Annotated in this window: 13 protein-coding genes; 3 read left to right on the forward strand and 10 right to left on the reverse strand. The window is 60.2% G+C overall.

All coding sequences use genetic code 11. From position 1 onward, the window contains the following. Window positions 1-197: 197 nt before the first annotated feature. On the forward strand, window positions 198-1,124 hold the full coding sequence (locus J3U88_RS31280; RefSeq protein ID WP_207862960.1) for a ribonuclease Z: 927 nt from the start codon (window positions 198-200) through the stop codon (window positions 1,122-1,124). Between the two features lie 366 nt (window positions 1,125-1,490). On the opposite strand, the gene J3U88_RS31285 is transcribed toward J3U88_RS31280, so the two are convergent. After that, window positions 1,491-2,252 carry a hypothetical protein gene (locus J3U88_RS31285; protein WP_207862961.1) on the reverse strand — a complete coding sequence of 254 codons (762 nt, stop codon included), beginning with the start codon at window positions 2,250-2,252 and terminating at the stop codon, window positions 1,491-1,493. A 655-nt stretch (window positions 2,253-2,907) separates the two neighbouring features. On the opposite strand from J3U88_RS31285, the gene J3U88_RS31290 reads away from it, so the two are divergent. Further along, complete coding sequence (locus J3U88_RS31290; protein ID WP_207862962.1) at window positions 2,908-4,923, forward strand: FHA domain-containing protein; 2,016 nt, start codon at window positions 2,908-2,910, stop codon at window positions 4,921-4,923. Here J3U88_RS31290 and J3U88_RS31295 read toward each other — a convergent pair. The 8 genes from J3U88_RS31295 to J3U88_RS31330 all read right to left on the reverse strand — a co-directional run bounded on the left by J3U88_RS31295 (window position 4,916) and on the right by J3U88_RS31330 (window position 14,594). Then, window positions 4,916-5,893: an AAA family ATPase gene (locus J3U88_RS31295; protein WP_207862963.1), complete on the reverse strand. Its 978-nt coding sequence runs from the start codon at window positions 5,891-5,893 to the stop codon at window positions 4,916-4,918. The genes J3U88_RS31290 and J3U88_RS31295 overlap by 8 nt on opposite strands. After that, window positions 5,890-8,787: a non-ribosomal peptide synthetase gene (locus tag J3U88_RS31300; protein ID WP_207862964.1), complete on the reverse strand. Its 2,898-nt coding sequence runs from the start codon at window positions 8,785-8,787 to the stop codon at window positions 5,890-5,892. The genes J3U88_RS31295 and J3U88_RS31300 overlap by 4 nt, the downstream gene beginning before the upstream one ends. Further along, on the reverse strand, window positions 8,784-9,650 hold the full coding sequence (locus tag J3U88_RS31305; protein ID WP_207862965.1) for a hypothetical protein: 867 nt from the start codon (window positions 9,648-9,650) through the stop codon (window positions 8,784-8,786). Before J3U88_RS31305 ends, J3U88_RS31300 begins: the two co-directional genes overlap by 4 nt. Then, window positions 9,647-10,426: a class I SAM-dependent methyltransferase gene (locus J3U88_RS31310; protein WP_207862966.1), complete on the reverse strand. Its 780-nt coding sequence runs from the start codon at window positions 10,424-10,426 to the stop codon at window positions 9,647-9,649. Before J3U88_RS31310 ends, J3U88_RS31305 begins: the two co-directional genes overlap by 4 nt. Then, window positions 10,426-12,321, reverse strand: coding sequence for an asparagine synthase (glutamine-hydrolyzing) (asnB, locus tag J3U88_RS31315; protein WP_207862967.1), 1,896 nt, complete (start codon window positions 12,319-12,321; stop codon window positions 10,426-10,428). The genes J3U88_RS31310 and asnB overlap by 1 nt, the downstream gene beginning before the upstream one ends. 12 nt (window positions 12,322-12,333) lie before the next feature. Further along, on the reverse strand, window positions 12,334-13,314 hold the full coding sequence (locus J3U88_RS31320) for an alcohol dehydrogenase catalytic domain-containing protein (protein ID WP_207862968.1): 981 nt from the start codon (window positions 13,312-13,314) through the stop codon (window positions 12,334-12,336). A 145-nt stretch (window positions 13,315-13,459) separates the two neighbouring features. Further along, window positions 13,460-14,083 (reverse strand): low molecular weight phosphatase family protein, encoded by a 624-nt coding sequence (locus tag J3U88_RS31325; protein ID WP_207862969.1) that lies wholly within the window; start codon window positions 14,081-14,083, stop codon window positions 13,460-13,462. Window positions 14,084-14,219: 136 nt separating this feature from the next. Continuing rightward, the gene (locus tag J3U88_RS31330; protein WP_207862970.1) at window positions 14,220-14,594 is read right to left on the reverse strand and encodes a hypothetical protein; all 375 of its coding nucleotides are present in this window, start codon (window positions 14,592-14,594) and stop codon (window positions 14,220-14,222) included. 156 nt (window positions 14,595-14,750) lie between these two features. On the opposite strand from J3U88_RS31330, the gene J3U88_RS31335 reads away from it, so the two are divergent. Next, on the forward strand, window positions 14,751-15,341 hold the full coding sequence (locus J3U88_RS31335; protein WP_207862971.1) for a uracil-DNA glycosylase family protein: 591 nt from the start codon (window positions 14,751-14,753) through the stop codon (window positions 15,339-15,341). Between the two features lie 592 nt (window positions 15,342-15,933). Here J3U88_RS31335 and J3U88_RS31340 read toward each other — a convergent pair. Continuing rightward, on the reverse strand, window positions 15,934-17,448 hold the full coding sequence (locus tag J3U88_RS31340) for a right-handed parallel beta-helix repeat-containing protein (protein WP_207862972.1): 1,515 nt from the start codon (window positions 17,446-17,448) through the stop codon (window positions 15,934-15,936). Window positions 17,449-17,511 lie beyond the last annotated feature (63 nt).

Genomic DNA, 17,511 nt, shown 5'->3' on the forward strand with positions numbered 1-17,511 from the left:
CCGGGGGTTTCCGCTAAGCTTCTGAGCATTAAACACATTAGCTTCAAAATCGAGCGGCTGGGACATCACATCACGCTATTTTTGGTTTCCGAGATGCGAGGTGCCCCGCTACACATAAGAGGTTTAGTCAAAACTGCCGCGAGTTATCGCGCTTCTTAGGTTAAAGTTTGCAGGCTGATGCGTTTGAGGAGGATGTTATGTCGGATCGTTTTTTTGTGGCCCTGGGTACCTCCAGTCAGGTGCCGACGCGACGACGCAACCACAACGGTTATTTGGTGCGCTGGAACGCCCACGGCTTCCTCTTCGACCCCGGCGAAGGCACCCAACGTCAGATGACGACCTTCGGTTTGGCCGCCTCGGAAGTGACCCATATCTTTATTACCCACTTCCACGGGGACCATTGTTTGGGGTTGCCCGGCATCATCCAGCGGTTGTCGCTCGACGGCGCCCGCCACGAGGTCAAGGTGTATTTTCCGGCGAGCGGCCAAAAGTACTTCGATAACCTGCTCAACGCCTCGATCTTCCATAATCGCGCCCATATCAAACCGGTCCCGATCACGGAGGGCGGCGTCATCGAACGGGGTGAAGGACTGGTGATTGAGGCCTATCCTTTGGAACACGGCGTCGACACCTACGGCTTCCGTTTCGTGGAGCCGGATAAAGTCACCATGGTGCCGGAGCGGTTAAAGGCCCATGGTTTGCGCGGTCCGCAAATCGGGGAGCTCAAACGCAACGGCTTTTTGGAAACGGAGCAAGGCCGCATCAACCTGGCGGATGTGAGCGTGGGTGGCTCGGGACAAAGTTTCGCCTTTGTGATGGATACCCGTGTGTGCGATAACGCGGTGCGTTTGGCCCAAGGCGTGGACGTGCTGATCTGCGAATCAACCTACCAGGACAGCGAAACCGAAGACGCCTACCAAAATTACCACCTAACCGCGCGACAGGCGGCGGGGATCGCGGCCAAAGCCGGCGCCGCCCAACTGGTGCTCACCCACTTCTCCCAGCGCTACCACGACCTCACCCCGTTCGAAACCCAGGCCCGCGAGGTCCATCCCGAGGTGGTCGCGGTACAGGACGGCCAACGGGTGGCTTTCCCAAAAATGAAACGGGCGATTGAGGGGTAAATGCGCCGGCGTTCGTCGGCCGGCTTTAGCCCGTATTTCTCACAAGGATTCGTCGCGAGAAGCAGAAAGCCTTGTGAGTACGAAGATTACGACGGAGAGACGGCACAGGGGTCCGACCTTTTGCGGGTCCGACCATTCGGGGTCCGACCTTTCGCGGGTCCGACCATTCGGGGTCCGACCATTCGGGGTCCGACCTTTCGCGGGTCCGACCATTCGGGGTCCGACCATTCGGGGTCCGACCTTTCGGGGTCCGACCATTCGGCGTAGCAGCTGAGGCGAAGGCGGCTCGACCGAGTAATGCGGAAGGCCGCCCCCTCGCAATCGCATGGGTTGCCCCGTAGCAGAATTCCTTGTGAGAAATGCGTGCTAGCCCAGCGAAACGGCGATGCCGGAATGGTGGTAGCGTTCCTCGAGCATGCGGCGATGTTCCGTCGACAACAGCTCGCGTTCGATTAATTGGTGCCAGGCTTGATGAATGCGGGCCGCATCAAACGAAAAGAGATGCCACAAATCGTTTTCGGGGATGTTGGCCAGGTAATCGATCACGATGATCGTTAACGCGCGCGGCCCCACTTCCAAGCGCCACACCCCTGGCAAAAGCGCCTGAAACGAGCCCTCGGGGAGCAGGGCCTGGTCGGCCTTGGCGGCGACCGCAAACAGCCCCATCGACACCGAACGCGCGGGCTGTTCCCATAAATCGCGGCCCTTCAGGTAGTCGTTGCCGTTGGCGGTGAGCTCGTGGAGTAAATCGCCCTTCAGTTCCGGCTCAAACATAAACAGGTTGTGGCGGCCGAGATGTTCGAAGCCGTCGGGGCGTCGGTCCCAGCGTTGCGGCGTTTGGCAAACGCTGAAGACCGCGCGGAGCGAACGCGGTTTCATTAAGAATGAAGTCAGGGATTGAGCAGCTGGGTTGCCGTCGAGCAGGGGGAGGCCGAGCGCCAGGTCGTCGGCCGCTTGGTCGTCCTCGGGTTCCGCTGCATCCAAGGGGCGCAAGGATTGGGCGCGCGGTGAATACAGGTAATCAATTTGGGTAAGGAAGCCGTGGACGGCCAAATAATCGGCGAGGATGCTGCCGAATACGTATTGCCAGGTGAGGTGAGGAGGAAGGGAATGGTTGTGTCCTGCCATGGTGTGACTCGCCGCGGTAAGGTTCTCGGTGACCACACTTTAGCCGATTCCCCAGGGTGATACTAGATCGAGATCATGGGGTTGGTGCGCCCCGTCACCCCGGGGCGTCGGCAAGGTGGTTTTGCGCACCCCGATGTTTGCTGTTGCGTGCCTTCATCATTTCGCCGAGAATAAGCCGTCTGCTGTTGTGTGTGTTTTTACGGGTGCAAGAGGTTCTCGACAAACGATCATTGTTTCCATCATTTGGGACAAAGGGAATTCTTGAGGCGCTCGCTTTTTTTCGCGTTCTGAAAAACCATGGTTCTTCTAAAAATGCAATTCTTATGCCTAAGAGGCGCGATGAGAGCGAGTGATTTTGGCTAAAGATCTGGAGCGAAATGACTTGGAAAAAGCGGACCGAGGTCGCGCACGACGCGCACCTATCGGGTGCGATGAGCATTTTTACATGTCGTTGCAGCCCAGAGGTTTAGCCAAAATCACCGCGAATCAGCGCTTCTTAGGTTATAACCGGCTAGGGGAAATCCCGGCGGCCCAACCGCTTGCTTTGATAATCTCCGGCGGTGGCTGATTCGGGGCTACCGTTTTGCGCCGGCTCGTGTAACATATCAACTTGAAACGCGCCGGATACGGCTTTCGGGTGAGGTAACAGGGAACAATGACAAAACTGGTTCAGGTGGTTTCCGGCCCACTCGAGGGCATTTCAAGTGTGATCGGGGAGGGGGAACCACTCTCGTTGGGCCGCAGTAGCCACAACCACATGGTTTTGGCGTACGATCCCTGGATTTCAAGCTCCCACGGCGTGCTGAAGCTGATCGGCGACAACGCCCATTACATGGACATGAACTCCTCCAACGGCTCCTTCGTCGCCGGCAAAAAAATCGCCGCCAACAAATACGTGGCCGTGAAGGATTTTCTCGTACTTGGTTCCACCGTGCTGCGTATCTCAAACGGGTCCAAGTGGCTCCAGGGAAGACCCCATCGCCTTGAGAGTACCGACCTGCGCGGCCTGGCCCAGCATCCGTTGATTAAATTGGCGGCCGAACAGGCCTTGTTCCGGCAATCACCCATCATCGGCACCATTCATCTTTTTTTGGCCTTGTTGGACAGTGATCGACCCGAGATTGTGCGTTTCTTAAAGTCGTTAAATTTTGACGTCGCGAAGCTGCGCCATCGCATTGAGAAACTCCTCATTTTCGAAGGGAAAAACCGTTGGATTAACGATTTCCTGGTTTACCAATACAAAATAAATAAGAACAGCGACACCCTGGTGACGCCGATGGTGCAGGACCTGATGGAACGCATCATGCGCATGGGTGAATCCGAATGGTTGCCGCATCTGAAGGTGATCCTCAGCGAAAACTTTAATCTGTTGTTCCCATTGATGGGCATCGACGACGAGGACGATCAGGAAGACGATCCCCTCGAGCTAACCGACAAAGTCACGCTCAATCCCTTTGATTCGGAACACAAAGAAATCATTTTGCCCGCGCGGTTTTGGCGCCATTTTGATGTGGCCTTGCACAAGTCGCGGGTGGTCATGATCACCGGCCGCCGCGGTTCCGGGAAAACCACCATTCTCAAACAGTGTTTCCACGCCTTGCCCAAGGTCGATATTGCGCTGTTTAAAAGTGGCGAGAAACGCATCTACGACCCCCGTTTATTTTCCTTGTTCAACAGCATGGAGGCCTTCGAGGGTTACTATCAGCAAATTGAGGCCGACCTCCACGGCGAAAAAACCATCGGCATCGATCACTTCGACCAGCTTTTAAAATTGATGGAAAGCGTCGGCATGGAAGTCGATCCCTTGATGACCTTAATCAAGCAACGGCCGGCGCCGACCATTTTGGCCTTGCACAGTAAGTTGCTTCCACCGCTCCAACATCTTTTCCAAAACATCACCTTAATTCATTTGGACGACTATCTGGGCAAGGTCAAACGCGACATCCTCTACAACCTCATCGAAATTTTTGAACGCGACACCAAGTATCGTCTTGACGATGAGGCGCGCAAGTTTTTACGCAACCAGCTCCTGCGGCGCAGTAACTTCATGGCCGTGGAGTCCTTTTTCGATTTCTGCCGCATTCGCCTCGAAAATCTCAGTTTCCTTTATTCAGAACTGAACTTAGCCGCGCAGCGGGGACGACGGACGATTTCGGTGCTGTTTTTCCAAGAGATGTTGGACGAATGGGAAAACGCCCGCTTTGGCGCGGAGCTGAATGTCACCCAAAGCGTCGATGTCAACGCCACCGGCAAACACCGTGCCGTGACCGAACGTTTCCCGTCCTACCGCAATGGGGAAGGTGGCCTGGTGCTGCGACTGGAGCGCGCGATGCGCAAGTTCCTCGAAAAACATTTCACCAAGGTGATGGTGACCACGACCTTTGACAGCATGAAAGAGTTGGAAGGCAGTGACCGTGAGTACGCGGTCAAGGAACGCATCCGCCTGCTGCTGGAGTGCATTGACGAGGCATTCGTGCATTGGCACCGCGGCTACAGCAAAGACATGAGCCCGGACAGCATCGCCAACTCGGTGGCGATTGAAGACGACGCCGAGGTGCTTTGGTCCGAGTACAGTTACCGTTTCCAGATGATGGACGAGGCGTTCCTCTCCGAGAAATTTTTCGACGAATTCGGCCGCGTCTTCCTGCACCGCCTCCAGGAGATCAATTAAAGAACCGCGCCAGTGCCGCGCTTGCCGCGCGGACCCGCGCCGGGTGCGAACCTTTTATTTCCACGAAAGGCAAACCTTGGCGGATGAGGAGGTCGCGGCAGCTTTGGTGGAACTGCTGCCGTTGCTCCGGCAGATAGCGCACGGGGTCGGCTTCGTAGGGAATGTCGGGGTCGGTGAGGAAGTAAAGGTCGGCCCGGTTCTCTTCGGCCCAGTCTGATATGTCGGGATCACAGCGCTGAAACAAGGCCTGGCTCCAAAGGGTGGTGGCCCAGAGGTCGGTATCGCTGAAGAGGTAGCGGCGCGCCGCGGCGGCCCGTGTTTCCGTTAACGCAAGATGGCCGGCGGCGATGGTGCGCATATCCGCGTAGCGGCAGGTGCCGCCCCGGGGTTCGAGGTACAGCCGCGCGTATTCCGGGACCCAGGCCGTGTTGAAGTGTTCGGCCAAGGCGCGGCACAGCGTGGTTTTACCGGTGGATTCCGCGCCGAAGATGCATATGCGTTTGAGGTAATGGGGTTTGCAGACATCGGCGAGGTTGTCCCAGTGTTGCGCCGGATCGGCACGGATTTGGGTGGCGCTGATGGGCGTGATGCCACGCGCGAGATCGTAGGGAATAAAGGCCGCGCCCAGTTCTTGCGCCAATCGGAAGCCGTAGGGCTCTGAGGCGAAGACCCAATCGATGTCGGTTTGGAGGACGTCGCACAAGGCCTCGCGCCATAGTCGCCAAAATTCGGGGTGCTCCTCCGGTTGTTGCGGCATGGCGCGGTGCAAGTGGCGCACCTCGGCGAAGGGGGCCAAGTCCTGCATCCATTTGAAGCGGAGAAAACCGTCGATGGGCTCATCCGGCATGGTGCCGACCACCACGAAAAGTTGTTCACAAAAGTTGCCGGCGAATTGGATGAGGTTTTGGTGGCCCCGGTGCGGTGGCATGAACTTGCCGAGCACCAGGCCTTTGCCCGAGCGTGGTGTCATTTTGAGGCCTCCTTGATATGAGGCACGATGCGTTGGTAAAGCGGTAGTAGCAAGCTTTCGGCGTCCCAGCGGATGCTGCCCGGCAGCCGGCTAAGCGTGGATTCAACCGCGTAATCCAGGCCGGTGCTGCAGAACAAGTGGTTTTCATGGTTGGGCCGTGCCTCGGCTAATTCGCGCAGAAGCGCGTCCGCGACAAGATGTTTTGGGTCGGCCGGGCTTTGGTTATCGCAACCACGCGGAAGGCTCCTATCCCGTTTTGCACGGTTCCCGTCGATCCCCTCAGAAATCCTGGCCAAGTATTCGCGTTTGGTGACGGCTTCGAATCGGTGGCCCCGTACTTTGAGAAACCGCACGAGTTGGGCCGCGGTGAGGGGTGTGTGGTTGGCAAGGTGGAGGATTTTTTCAAAACCTTCTGGTTGGGTTAAGCATGATCGGATAAGAAAGGTGGCCGCCGCGGTTGGCGTGAGGTCGAAGGCGAGATCGGGTAGGGGATCGGGGATCACGCCGAAGCGGATTAAGCCGGCCATGAGGCGACAGACCAAGTGGCTTGCATCGCCGGCGTCGAGCATGCCGAGGCGAAGATTGTGCACCGACGCGCCGGCGGCTAGGGCAACTGCTTCGCTCGCCCACTTGGTGGCCGCGTAGGCATTGGCAAATCTTGTTTCGTTGGCAAAAGCGTGATCCCGCGAGACACGGCCCTGTAACCCAGGTGTTGCGGTGAACAGGGCCAGCGTGCTTGCGTGAACGAGGCGCGCACCCGCGACAGCGCAGAACGCGGTGATCTGTTTGGTGCCTTCCACATGGTTTCGCCAAAGGGTTTCGTCGTCGAGGCTTTGGTGGGGTAGCGCGCCCAGGTGCACGACGGCCGTAACCCGTTCGGTCAGATCTTGATAGCTCACCTGGTCAAGGCCGAGGTAGGCTTGGGTGTAGTCGCCCTGAACCCGGGTGACCCGTTGGTCTGTCGGTCCGGCCGGGCGGCGGTGCTGGAGCAGCAGCAAATCGGCTTGGGTATGACGCAGCAGATCGGGAACCAGATGGGTGCCGAGTCGCCCGCTCGCGCCCGTGATCAGCCAGGCCGGTGCGCGATGGGTGCGGGGGGCGGCGTGATGAGGAACTGCTTGTCGGGGCAGTCTAGTGCGAAGCTGAGCCACGCTTAAACCGCCTGTCCGACGCGTGGGCTGGGTCAAGGCCGCCGCCAAACGTCGCGGGGTTGGATGTTCGTAAAGGGTTCGCAGCGGGAGGTGGGTTCCGCTCCTCGCCGCCTCGGCCTGAAGCCGCAAGGCGAGTAGGCTGCTACCACCTGTATTAAAGAAATGGGTGTCCGGTCCGATATCCTTCCGGTCCAAGACCAGACCCCACCAAGTGATCCACCGGTCGGTCGCGGTCATTGCATCTTTTGTGGGCGTTGATTCGGCCTTGGGTTCCCGGCAACGCCGGCGAAGTTTGTTGAAATCGGGTTTGCCGGTGGTGGTTCGGGGCAGATCGGCATGTTGAACGTACTTGATCGGCACCATCCATTCCGGCAAGTGATCGCGTAGCAGGCGTCGCAGGTTTTCACCGTCCAGGCGCTGCTCGGCCACAAACACCGCGCTTAAATGATCCCATTCATCCGCAAAAACCACGGCTTCGCGAACCTCGGCGAGATTCATTAAGGCTCGTTCGATCTCTTCCGGGGCGATCAGGCGCCCGCCCAATTTAAACTGGCGATCCAGGCGCCCAAGGAACACAAAACGCCCGTCTTTCTCGCGGCGAACGCGGTCCCCGGTGCGGTACCAGCGGGTTTGGTCTATGCAACGAAAACGTTGCGTCGTTTGGGTTTCATCACCTAAGTAACCAAGGGAAAGTTGATTTCCGCTAATCCATAGCTCGCCGGGTGTGCCCGCGGCGACCGGTGCCGCGTTTTCGTTGCAAACGCGGTAGCGAAGGTGTTGCAAGGGGCGACCGATGGATCCGGGCAGGACCTGATCCGGCTTAATATGCTCAAGGCTGGTGCAAATGGTGGCTTCGGTGGGGCCGTAAACCACCACCAAACGACACAGCGAAGCCCAGCGCCGCACCACGGATTCGCTGCAGGTCGCGCCGCCGTAAATGACCGTTTCCAGACATGCCGGTGCCGCCGCGGGATCCAGGTAAGGCAGGATGGCGGGTGGCAGATCGGCATGGGTTACAGCGCGTTTGTCGATCAGGGTCAGCAGTTCCCCATCGCGGGGTAGGGCGTCGGCGGGTTCCATCACCAGGGCCGCGCCCGCCAGCAGGGTGGCGCCGAGATCGGAAAGGGCGGCATCGAAACAAAGCGGCAGGTAGGCGAGCGCGCGAGAATCGGGTTTCAGGCGAAAGGCGTCGATTTGGGCACGTAGCATGGGAACCAAACCGTCGTGGGGCACAAGCACGCCCTTGGGCCGGCCGGTGCTGCCCGAGGTGAATACGGTGTAGGCAAGGCGCGTGTGACGCGCGGGCGCGGTGGTGACCGCTTGGGACAACGCGTTAAGGTCAAGCGGGGTTTCGGTTTGGTTGTCCACGGTGATGCAAAGGTAGGGCGGCGTGTCGCGACAGCTGAGCACGATTTTGGGTGAGGTTGGCTGTTCCTTCTGCAGGGTTTCCAACATGGCGGCGCGGCGCGTTTCCGGTTGAGCGCGGTCAATTGGGGAAAAGGCGGTGTCGGCCAGCCAAGCGCCCAGCACCGCAACCGGCCAAGCCGGACTATGGGTGACCAACAGAGGAAGGGTTTGGCCGGGGACCGCGCCGTGATCCTGGAGCACCTTGCTCAGGCCGGCCGCCGCGCGCCACAAACCGGCGTGGTTGAGCAGGGTTTGCCCACGCCATAGAAGCGCGGGTCGGCGGCCGTTTTGCTTTACCACCGCCGCGTAGGCGTCACAAAAATGGGGTTCGCTCATGGCCTCGGCACCTCGGTTAGGTCTTGGAACGCAAGGTGGTCGACAAAGGTGGAACCACGCGAACGGTCGTCCACATTGGGCGCGCCGATGCCGGCCGCGTGATCGCCGCCGTGGACGGTGCGAAAGTCGATGCTGAACCGGGTTCGCCCCTGATCGTGACCGAGGGTGCGGTGTAGGTGGGCACCCGCGAACACAATCACATCGCCGGGTTGGGCCACCACCGGGACCACCACCCCCGGGTTAATTTCTTGCTGGAGCCTGGGATAGGCCTTGGGTTGATCGGCCTTTTGATTTTGCCAGCCGATTTTTTTGTCCCAGTTCTCGGCGACCCAGGATCCGTACGTGAAAATTTCCGAGTTGTTGGCGACCGGGGTGCGGAAGTATTCGGGGTAAAACGCAAAGGATTCCGCCGCGACCGTTGGATGCAGCGCCAGCCACCACGTGAGTTGGCCGTGGGGGTTGGCGTACCAGGTATCGCGGTGGGGGTAATAAACGGGCGCCGCCTTGGGGAGGCGGTAACCGCCGTCGGTGACCACGCGCAGGCGCATCGGGTCGAAATGGTGTTCGGTTGGATCGAAGCCCTGCTCGCGCATCAGGGCCGCCGCCATCTGGTGGAAGCGGGTTTCGCTGTAGAACCGACGGCGCAACACACCGATTTCTTGGTAAAAGCGGTCGTTGTCCATGGTGAATTGGGCGTGTCGGGGATCCGTCCCGGCGAAATGTTCCTCAATTTCCCCAAAAATCTGTTTCGCGACAGCGCGTGTCGCCGGCGTCGCATCGAAGTGGAATATGGCGCCCTCATACAGGGCGCGCCGCGCTTGCGTCTGATCCTCGGGGAATTGTTTCAAATAGGCCGTGCTCATGACGCCCTCCCCACCGCGAGGCAGCGCGCGTGGTGCCCTTCTAGCGGGGTGCCGTCCGGCGCACCGAAGAGCTGGACCTCGCAAAAACCCGCCGCCTCCATGTGTTCCCGCAACTCGTGGGGCAGGTACAGCCGCACGCTGGTGTCAACGCTTCGGCGGCGGCCGTCCGGCGCCAGGATCGTCCAGGTCTGACGCAAGGCGCCGTGGTGATGGTCGATGGTGCATTCGCGCACCACCAGCCATTCGCCGTCTTCTAACTGTTTGCGCCGGGTGAGTACCGCTTGGAATCGGCCCAGCAAATGAATCATGTTGGGGAATTCCACCGCGAAACGGGCGCCGGGGAGCAGGGCGTCACGCGCCGCCTCAAGCATGGCGAGATGATCGGCGGCGTCCAGGCCGTTGCCGAAACTGGTGCCCCAATTGTAGCCGGCCGCGTGGCGTTGGGGCGGCCGGTAGGAACGCGCGTCAGCCGCGACAAAAGTCGCCTTCAGATCATCGGTTTTGGCCTTGGCGTTGGCGCTTGCCGCGTATTCGGCCGCCTGATCAACCCCGTGAACGGTAAAACCGCGACGGGCCAGGGCTAAGGCCTGGGTGCCCGTGCCGCAACACTGGTCAAACAGCGAAGCACCGGGTTGGACCGCCAGCAAACGCGCCAAACAATCCGTTTCCCGTTGTAATTGCTCGGGTTCGCGTTCGAGGAACAGCGCCGCGACGGTGCCGTCGTAAAGGGTTTGCCACCAGGCCTCGCTGTTGGTTGGGTTGGCTGTATTCGTCATCAGGGCGCCTCCGGTCGGTGGTGTTTCTGCAGCGCGTGGAGCGACAGCATGGTGAGCAACAGGGGATCGTAACTTTTGCGGGTGCGCGGGTCCCAGGTGGGCGCCGCGTCGAGCAAGGCCCGCACCGCCTTGGGTTCGAAACAGGGAATTTGGGCAAAGGTCGCGTCGCGCAGGCGGTCCTGCCACGGTTCCCGGCTTCCGTTCAGGAGCGGCGGCGCCACAAAAGGGTGCTTGCGGCGCGCCGTAATTGCGGTGGGTAAGATGGGGTGCATCAGTGCACGAAGGATGTGTTTCTCTTCCAGCGCCGGGTTCCGTTTGGGATCGTGGTGAATTTTGAGATCCAGTGGGAGATCGCGGGCGACGCGCCACAGGTGGGTATCCAGGAACGGGGGACGCCCTTCGATGCCGAAGGCGGCCTCGCAGCCGTCGCCCAAGGTTTTGAGGATGTACTGGGGCAGGGCGCTTTGGGTCCATAGGCGCGCCGCCCGTTCAACCGGATCCCGTCCCTCGCCGCCTCGTGGATCCGGCAGCTTGGTGAGAAAGCGAGCCAGGGAGCCGTCTTCCGCGCCGTAGGGAGGACGGAGCAAAGGTTGGACGCGTTTGCCCATGCCCGCCTTCGCCTCCAACCAGGCCGGTACGAAACCAAGACGCTGTTGCGCCGCGTCCGTGTTGAGCCGTGCGCCGTGGGGCATCATCAGCCCGCGTGAGGCCTCGTTGCCGCCGAGCAGGGCCGGATCTAAGCCGCGCCGGCGGCAGTAATCCAGGCGCAGGTGTGGGTAGCCGAGCAGCACCTCGTCCGCGCCTTCGCCGCTGAGGGCGACTTTGAAGCCGGCCGCGCGAATGCGTTGGTTGAGCAGGTATTTGGCGGGAAGATGCCCGTTGACCGCCACGCCTTCGGTGGCGATCACCGCCGCTTCCAAATGGTCGAGCAGGTCCGCGTTGGAGAGATGGATGCGGTGCAAGGGGGCGCCAAAATGGTTGGCGCTGCGGTCGGCAAGCTGTTCTTCGTCGTAGTCCTGCTCCTCGAAGGAAACCGTAAAGCAAGCAGGCGCTTCGCCCGCTTCCGCCGCCAGGGCCAGGATCGTGCTGGAATCGAGACCGCCGCTGAGATGGCAACAGACCGGGACCTCGCCGCGCAGGCGCAGGCTGACGCTTTCGCGCAGGCTTGCCGCAAAGCGTTCGACCTGCTCGCGACGGTCACGGGGGGCCGGTTCCGGCGCGGGCGCCTCCGGGTCCCACCAAGCGCGCACCTCGGTTTTACCGCGCTCGTGAACCAGCAGGTGCCCGGGCGGGACTTGGCGCACGCCTTCAAACAAGGTTTCCGCCGCGGCGGGGTACTGCCATAGCAGGGTTTGTTTCAAGCCTTCCGCGTCCCAGCGGATCGGTACGCCCATGGCGAACAAGGCTTTGGCATTGGATGCCAACGTCAGTGTGCCACCGGCTTCATGGACCAGCAGCGGTTTCACGCCGAAGGCGTCGCGGCCCGCGATAAGCCGTTGTTCCCGGTCGTCCCAAAGCACAAAGGCGAACTCGCCGCGCAGATGGTGGACCGCGTCGAGGCCGTGGCGGGCGTAACGGTGCAGCAACAGTTCGCTGTCGCTGTTGGTGCGAAAACGGGTGCCTTCGCGGATGAGCGCGCGCCGTTGCGCCGCGTGATCGTAAAACTCGCCGTTGACTACCGCCCAGAGCCCGCGTTCCGGCAGATGCAGCGGTTGCCGACCGTCCGCGATGCCGACAATGGCCAGGCGGGTGTGGCCCAGGGCGACACGGCCGTCGGCCAGAATGCGTTCGCCGCGTTCGTCAGGGCCCCGTGCGGCCAGAATATTTAGGGCCGAGGCGAGGTCGCCGGGTCGGAAGCCGCCCTTTGCTCGAAAACCTGCAATGAGTCCACACATGCTGCCGCCTGTTCATTCGGGTAGGGTGGGGTCGATGAATACCTTGCGTTTCTCGCCACCTGAGGCGGCTGCAAAAGCGGATTCAAAACGTTGCAGCGAAAAGGCCGGCCCGAGTAGGGGTTCCAGCGGGAAGCTGAGATCGGCGGTGAGTTCCGCGGCGCGTGCAAACGAGCCGTAACGGCAGGCTTTCAGCGTCAATGATTTGGCAACCACCGCGGCGACATCCACGGCCACGGGCGCATTGTGCCGCGTCTTCAACACCAAACAGCCGCCTGGCCGCAACACGCGCACCAGTTGCGCCGCCAAATCAGCGTCGAGCCCGCTCTCCACCGCGATATCGAATCGGTTGGTGGGGAGCCCGGCCAGATCGGGGGCGGCGCGGCATTCGAGGTTGCGGTAACCCGCGCGCTGCAACAGGGTGTTGGTGAGGCCGATGATGCGGTTGCGGCCGACCAACAAAATGCGGCTGTCGCGCTGGAGTGGTGCATCAAACACACCCAAGGCCGCCGCGAGCGGTTCAAAATACGCGCGCCGCAGGGGATCACCCGCGCCGGGGCAAGCCACCAGTTGGGCCGCCGGCAAGACCACGTAATCGGCGAAACACCCGTCGCGGTCCAAACCCAAAAACCTGGGGCGTAAGCAGTTTTGCGCTTCGCCGGCGCGGCAGGCACGACAGGTTGCGCAGGTGGTCAGGGGATTAATCGCCACCCGGGTGTTTACCGCAATCGGTTTGTCCGGGCCGGTCGCAAGCACCACCCCGGCCGCTTCATGGCCCAACACGCGCCCCGCGTCCACGTGGATCGCGCCCTCGGCCGCGGCCAAGTCGGTGCGACACAGGGCGGCGGCCTCGATTTTCACCAGCGCTTCGCCCGCTCCGGGTGGGGCCAGTTTACGGGTTTCCAGGTGGAGGCCGTCGGCGCGGCGTACAATCACCCGTTGTTGATCGATGGGCGTGGGTAAGCTGGGGATCAGGCGCTCAAGCGAAACCGTCATAAAGACCTCCTCGGCGTTGCTGTTAAACATTGTGTTATTTTGACACTAAGTTGTCAAGCCGGAATTCGCAGCTTAACCCTAAGACCTTTGATGTCTTGGGTTAGGTCGAAAAAGAGGTGGGTTGGGTCGCAGAAAAACTTCGGCGCTAGCGGCGTGCTTTGTCGAACAAAAAAAGCATTTCGCGGGCGATTTGGTCGGCGCGTTCCCGATAGATTTCAGGTTCCCGACCGCTTCCATCCGAGACCTTGGGATCCTGATAGGGGAGCGAAAAGCGGTGTTCCGCGCCGGAAACAATCGGACAACCCGCGTCCGCCTCGGTGCAGGTCATCACCGCGGTAAAACCCGCGCGCGGGTTGGGTTCGTCCTGATAGCGCTTGGAAAAGGCCGCGGCGGCCGGTTCGGCCGGGTCAAAAACCACGCGGTAGCGGGGGTTGGCGCCGTCGCTTTCGCGGGTGACCACAAAACCCTGATCGGTTAAGGCTTGCACCGCGTTGGGGTTAAACGCGGTGGCCTCGGTGCCCCCGGAAAAGGTCCACACACCGGGAACCCCATGGTAATGGGCGGCGGCATGAGCCCAAACCTGGCTTAAATGGCTGCGGCGCGAGTTGTGGGTACAGATGAAAATCATGCGAACGGGGTCGCCCGCGGCCTGTTTGGCGCCAACCATCTCGGCGATGGGCGTTAACAAAGCAACGCGGTCCTCGGGGAGCGGCGTGGCAACATTTTGGGCGATCAGCGCTTGGATTGTGGCTTGAAGTGACGGAAACACGAGGCCTACCTCCGGGTGGGGGTGATGGGGTTGTTTGAACCCAGGCAGCATAACCCAAGCCCGTCAGGGAAAACAGGTTAAAACCGAAGGTCCTCGCAAATGAACGCCGTCCGATGTGGCTTAGACGCGTCGTAGATTACTTTTTGGATGATCGCAGGCTTTCCCATAGAACAATCCCAAAAATGATCAAGCCGAGCACGAAAAGGATCGGTGCGACAATCATCCTAACCGTTTCGGGTATCTTTTCAAGACTGCTGGTGTCTGCTTGGCCGTGTTGTATATATACACGGAGTGGGAGCAACAAAAGCCCGACAAGCAGGGTGCCGCCAAAATAAACCCAACAGCCGGCGCAACCACCGTCGAGCAGGGCGCGCATACGCGGCCATTCTTTTTTTACCGGCGGCGACGCCTTGCCGGGGCCACGTGAAGGTGTGTTGTTTTCAAGCGAAGGATCGGCCTCGGGAGGCGCAAAAGGGGAGGGGTTTTCGGGCTCAGGATCATGGATTGTCATAGGATGTGTATACCTTTGGATGTGAAAATAAAGAAGCGAAACAAAGGGGAGCCAAAATAAAAAGAAATACAGGTCAATATGACCCAGCCTGTTTTATCACTATAATCGACCAAAGAGAAGGCCCCATCCCACTTTGACCGCATGCGAGTTACACCCGTGACCGACCACCCCTTGCTCCAAGAAATCAAAAACTGCCGTCTGTGCGCCGCGCACCTGCCGATGGGACCGCGACCCGTGTTGCAGGTGGACCCGGCCGCGCGCATCCTCATCGCGGGCCAGGCACCGGGCCGCCGCGTCCACGAAAGCGGCGTCCCCTTCGACGATCCCAGCGGCGACCGCTTACGCGCCTGGCTGGGCGTCGACCGCAACACCTTTTACGATCCACGCTGTTTCGCCATTGTCCCGATGGGATTCTGTTACCCCGGCACCGGCAAAAGCGGCGACCTGCCACCGCGCCCCGAATGCGCCGAGGCCTGGCGCGCACCCGTCCTGGCCTTACTCGCCAACGTACAACTCACCCTCATCCTTGGTACCTACGCCCTCAAATACCACACCGGCCAAACCGGCCCCCTCACGGCCCAAGTCAAGAACTGGCGCCAATCCTGGCCGCACCGCCTGGTGCTGCCCCACCCCAGCCCCCGCAACAACCGCTGGCTCAAACAAAACCCCTGGTTCGAAGCCGAGGTCGTTCCCCATTTGCAATCCGCCGTGTCTGAATTACGCATCAACCAAGCGAAATTGAATTAAGTTGGTCAATCTGAGTTAATCGTGATCGTTACCGTGCGGCCCGCGGCAATAGCGCCTGTGAAAAGATGCCCCCGAACCGCATCGTTCAGTGATCGGGGTTGTGTTTGGTTGAGGCAGTGGACCGTCTTCTGAAAAAGAACAAAAAAGCGACAACGGGCAAGACGAACAACATGGGGAAGCCGAATGTATCCAAGCCAACCGCGAACTGGTAAACAAAGCCGCTTGTTTCCTTCGTTTGATCAAGGTGGGTCATTACCAAAATAGAGAGGCTAAGGAAAATGAGGTTTCCGATAAAAAAAACCAGACCCCCGGCGAGGCAACCTTTGCCTAGGTTGCGTGCCGTCTCCGAGTCGCTCGTGGGTTTGGATGATTCCCCTGACGACACCAGGTCAGGCGGTGTGTTTTCCGAAGCGGTGCCACGGTTGGCCCGCGGTTCGTTACTCTGTGGTTTTTCGGGCAGATAATCTTGGTCTTTCATAAAGGGTCACGGGCCTTTTCGATTCATGTTCCTCTCGCTAGGGCGCGCCGGCCGCCGCATCAGGGCCACCGGAAATCGCACTTTTGTTCCGGGCTGATCCGCTGCTTCATCCGCTTACGGGCATGGGCAGGTGGCGTTGAGCAGGCTGACCAGTTCGAGTACCGTGCGCAGGCCGGTCTCGCCGCAGAGCGTGGTGCCGAATTCGCGCCAGGCCGTGCAGGTGGGGTAGAAGCAGCCGGGCAGGCTTTCGAATTCGTCCGCGCCGATGTCGATGCTTTGTTCCGCGATGCGGGCCTCACCGTCGATGTCCGTTTCGCCGAGCAATTCACCGTAAACCGTGTCGCCCGCGTCAATCGCCGCCGAGCCGAAATCCAAGTGGAAATTGAAGTTGGCCGGGTCAACCAAACCCGCCGGGCGTGACAACCCATTGGTTCCTTGGCCCGTACCCTGTTGGAAGCCGGACAGACCCTCAAAAACCTGGCCGACCCAGGTGAAGGTCGCCGCCGAACGTGCCGGCGCGTCCCACAGGTTGTTAGTGACCGCGTTGCCTTGGTTGCCACCTTCCGAGTACAACCACACGCCTTGGGTTCCCGCCGCCACCAGGTTGTTGGCAATCACGTTGGCCGAGGCCCATTGAATCCAAAACTCGCCGGTTCCTTCGCCGAGGGTGTCGTTTTCGAACAGCGTGTTGTTGAGGAAGTAACAGTTCTGCACGCGGCCCACGCTCTGATCGTAGCCGCCAAACACGATGCCGACCTTCTGGTTGCGGTACACCCAGTTGTTGCGCACCACGATGCCACTCGCCACCAAACCCGCGTTCTCCGCGCCGATCTCAATGCCCAAATCACAGTCGGTGACGCGGTTGTGTTCGATGATGATGTCGCGACCGCCGTCGACGTAAATCCCCGCCGCGTAACCGCCGCCGTAGTTCGAATTGGCGCGCGCGACCGTGTTGCGCGCGCACAAGCCGTTGCGCGCCACCAAGTCCTGGTTTGGGTTGATGCTCGTTTCGCCGCCGATAAAATCAATGCCGATGTTGTTCACGTCGCGCACGATGTTGTCGACCACCTGAAATCCGTCGACGTTGCCGTTCAGGACCAAGGCCTCGCTGCGCGCCGGGTCGCAGTCGTAAATGTGGTTGCCGCTGATGACAATGTCGCGGATCGCCTCGGCCTCGGTACCGTACACGGTGATACCCATCGCGTCGTTGCCACGCAAGTTGTGAATGCGGTTGTTGCGGATTTGGACCCCTTGCCCGGAACCCAAGACGCGCACCCCGGAGCCGTCGTTAATGTTGCTTAAATTACGGATTTCAAAACCATCAATGCTCACGAAGGAACGGTTTTCCATCAGCACCATGGTGCCGCCGTTAAAATCTGAACCGTCGAGGATCGGCGCTTGACCGTCGCCCGGGATCAGTTCGATGCGCGCCTGGGCTGTGCCGCTACGCGGAAATACCAGTTGCTCACGGTATTCGCCACTTGCTACCACGACCCGGTCCCCGGGCTGTGCGTCGTTTAAGGCGCTCTGAATCGTGGCGTAAGCTGCGCCGGCTGGGGCCACCAGTAAATCGGCGGCGTGGCACCAGGCACCGAGCATCAGGCAGATTGCAAGCATACGAACGGTCATGGTTTCACCTTTCTATAAAAATACGTCTCAATTTTTATACGCGGACAATCCGCATTCGCCTCA

Source organism: Acanthopleuribacter pedis, assembly GCF_017377855.1.
Lineage (GTDB): Bacteria > Acidobacteriota > Holophagae > Acanthopleuribacterales > Acanthopleuribacteraceae > Acanthopleuribacter > Acanthopleuribacter pedis.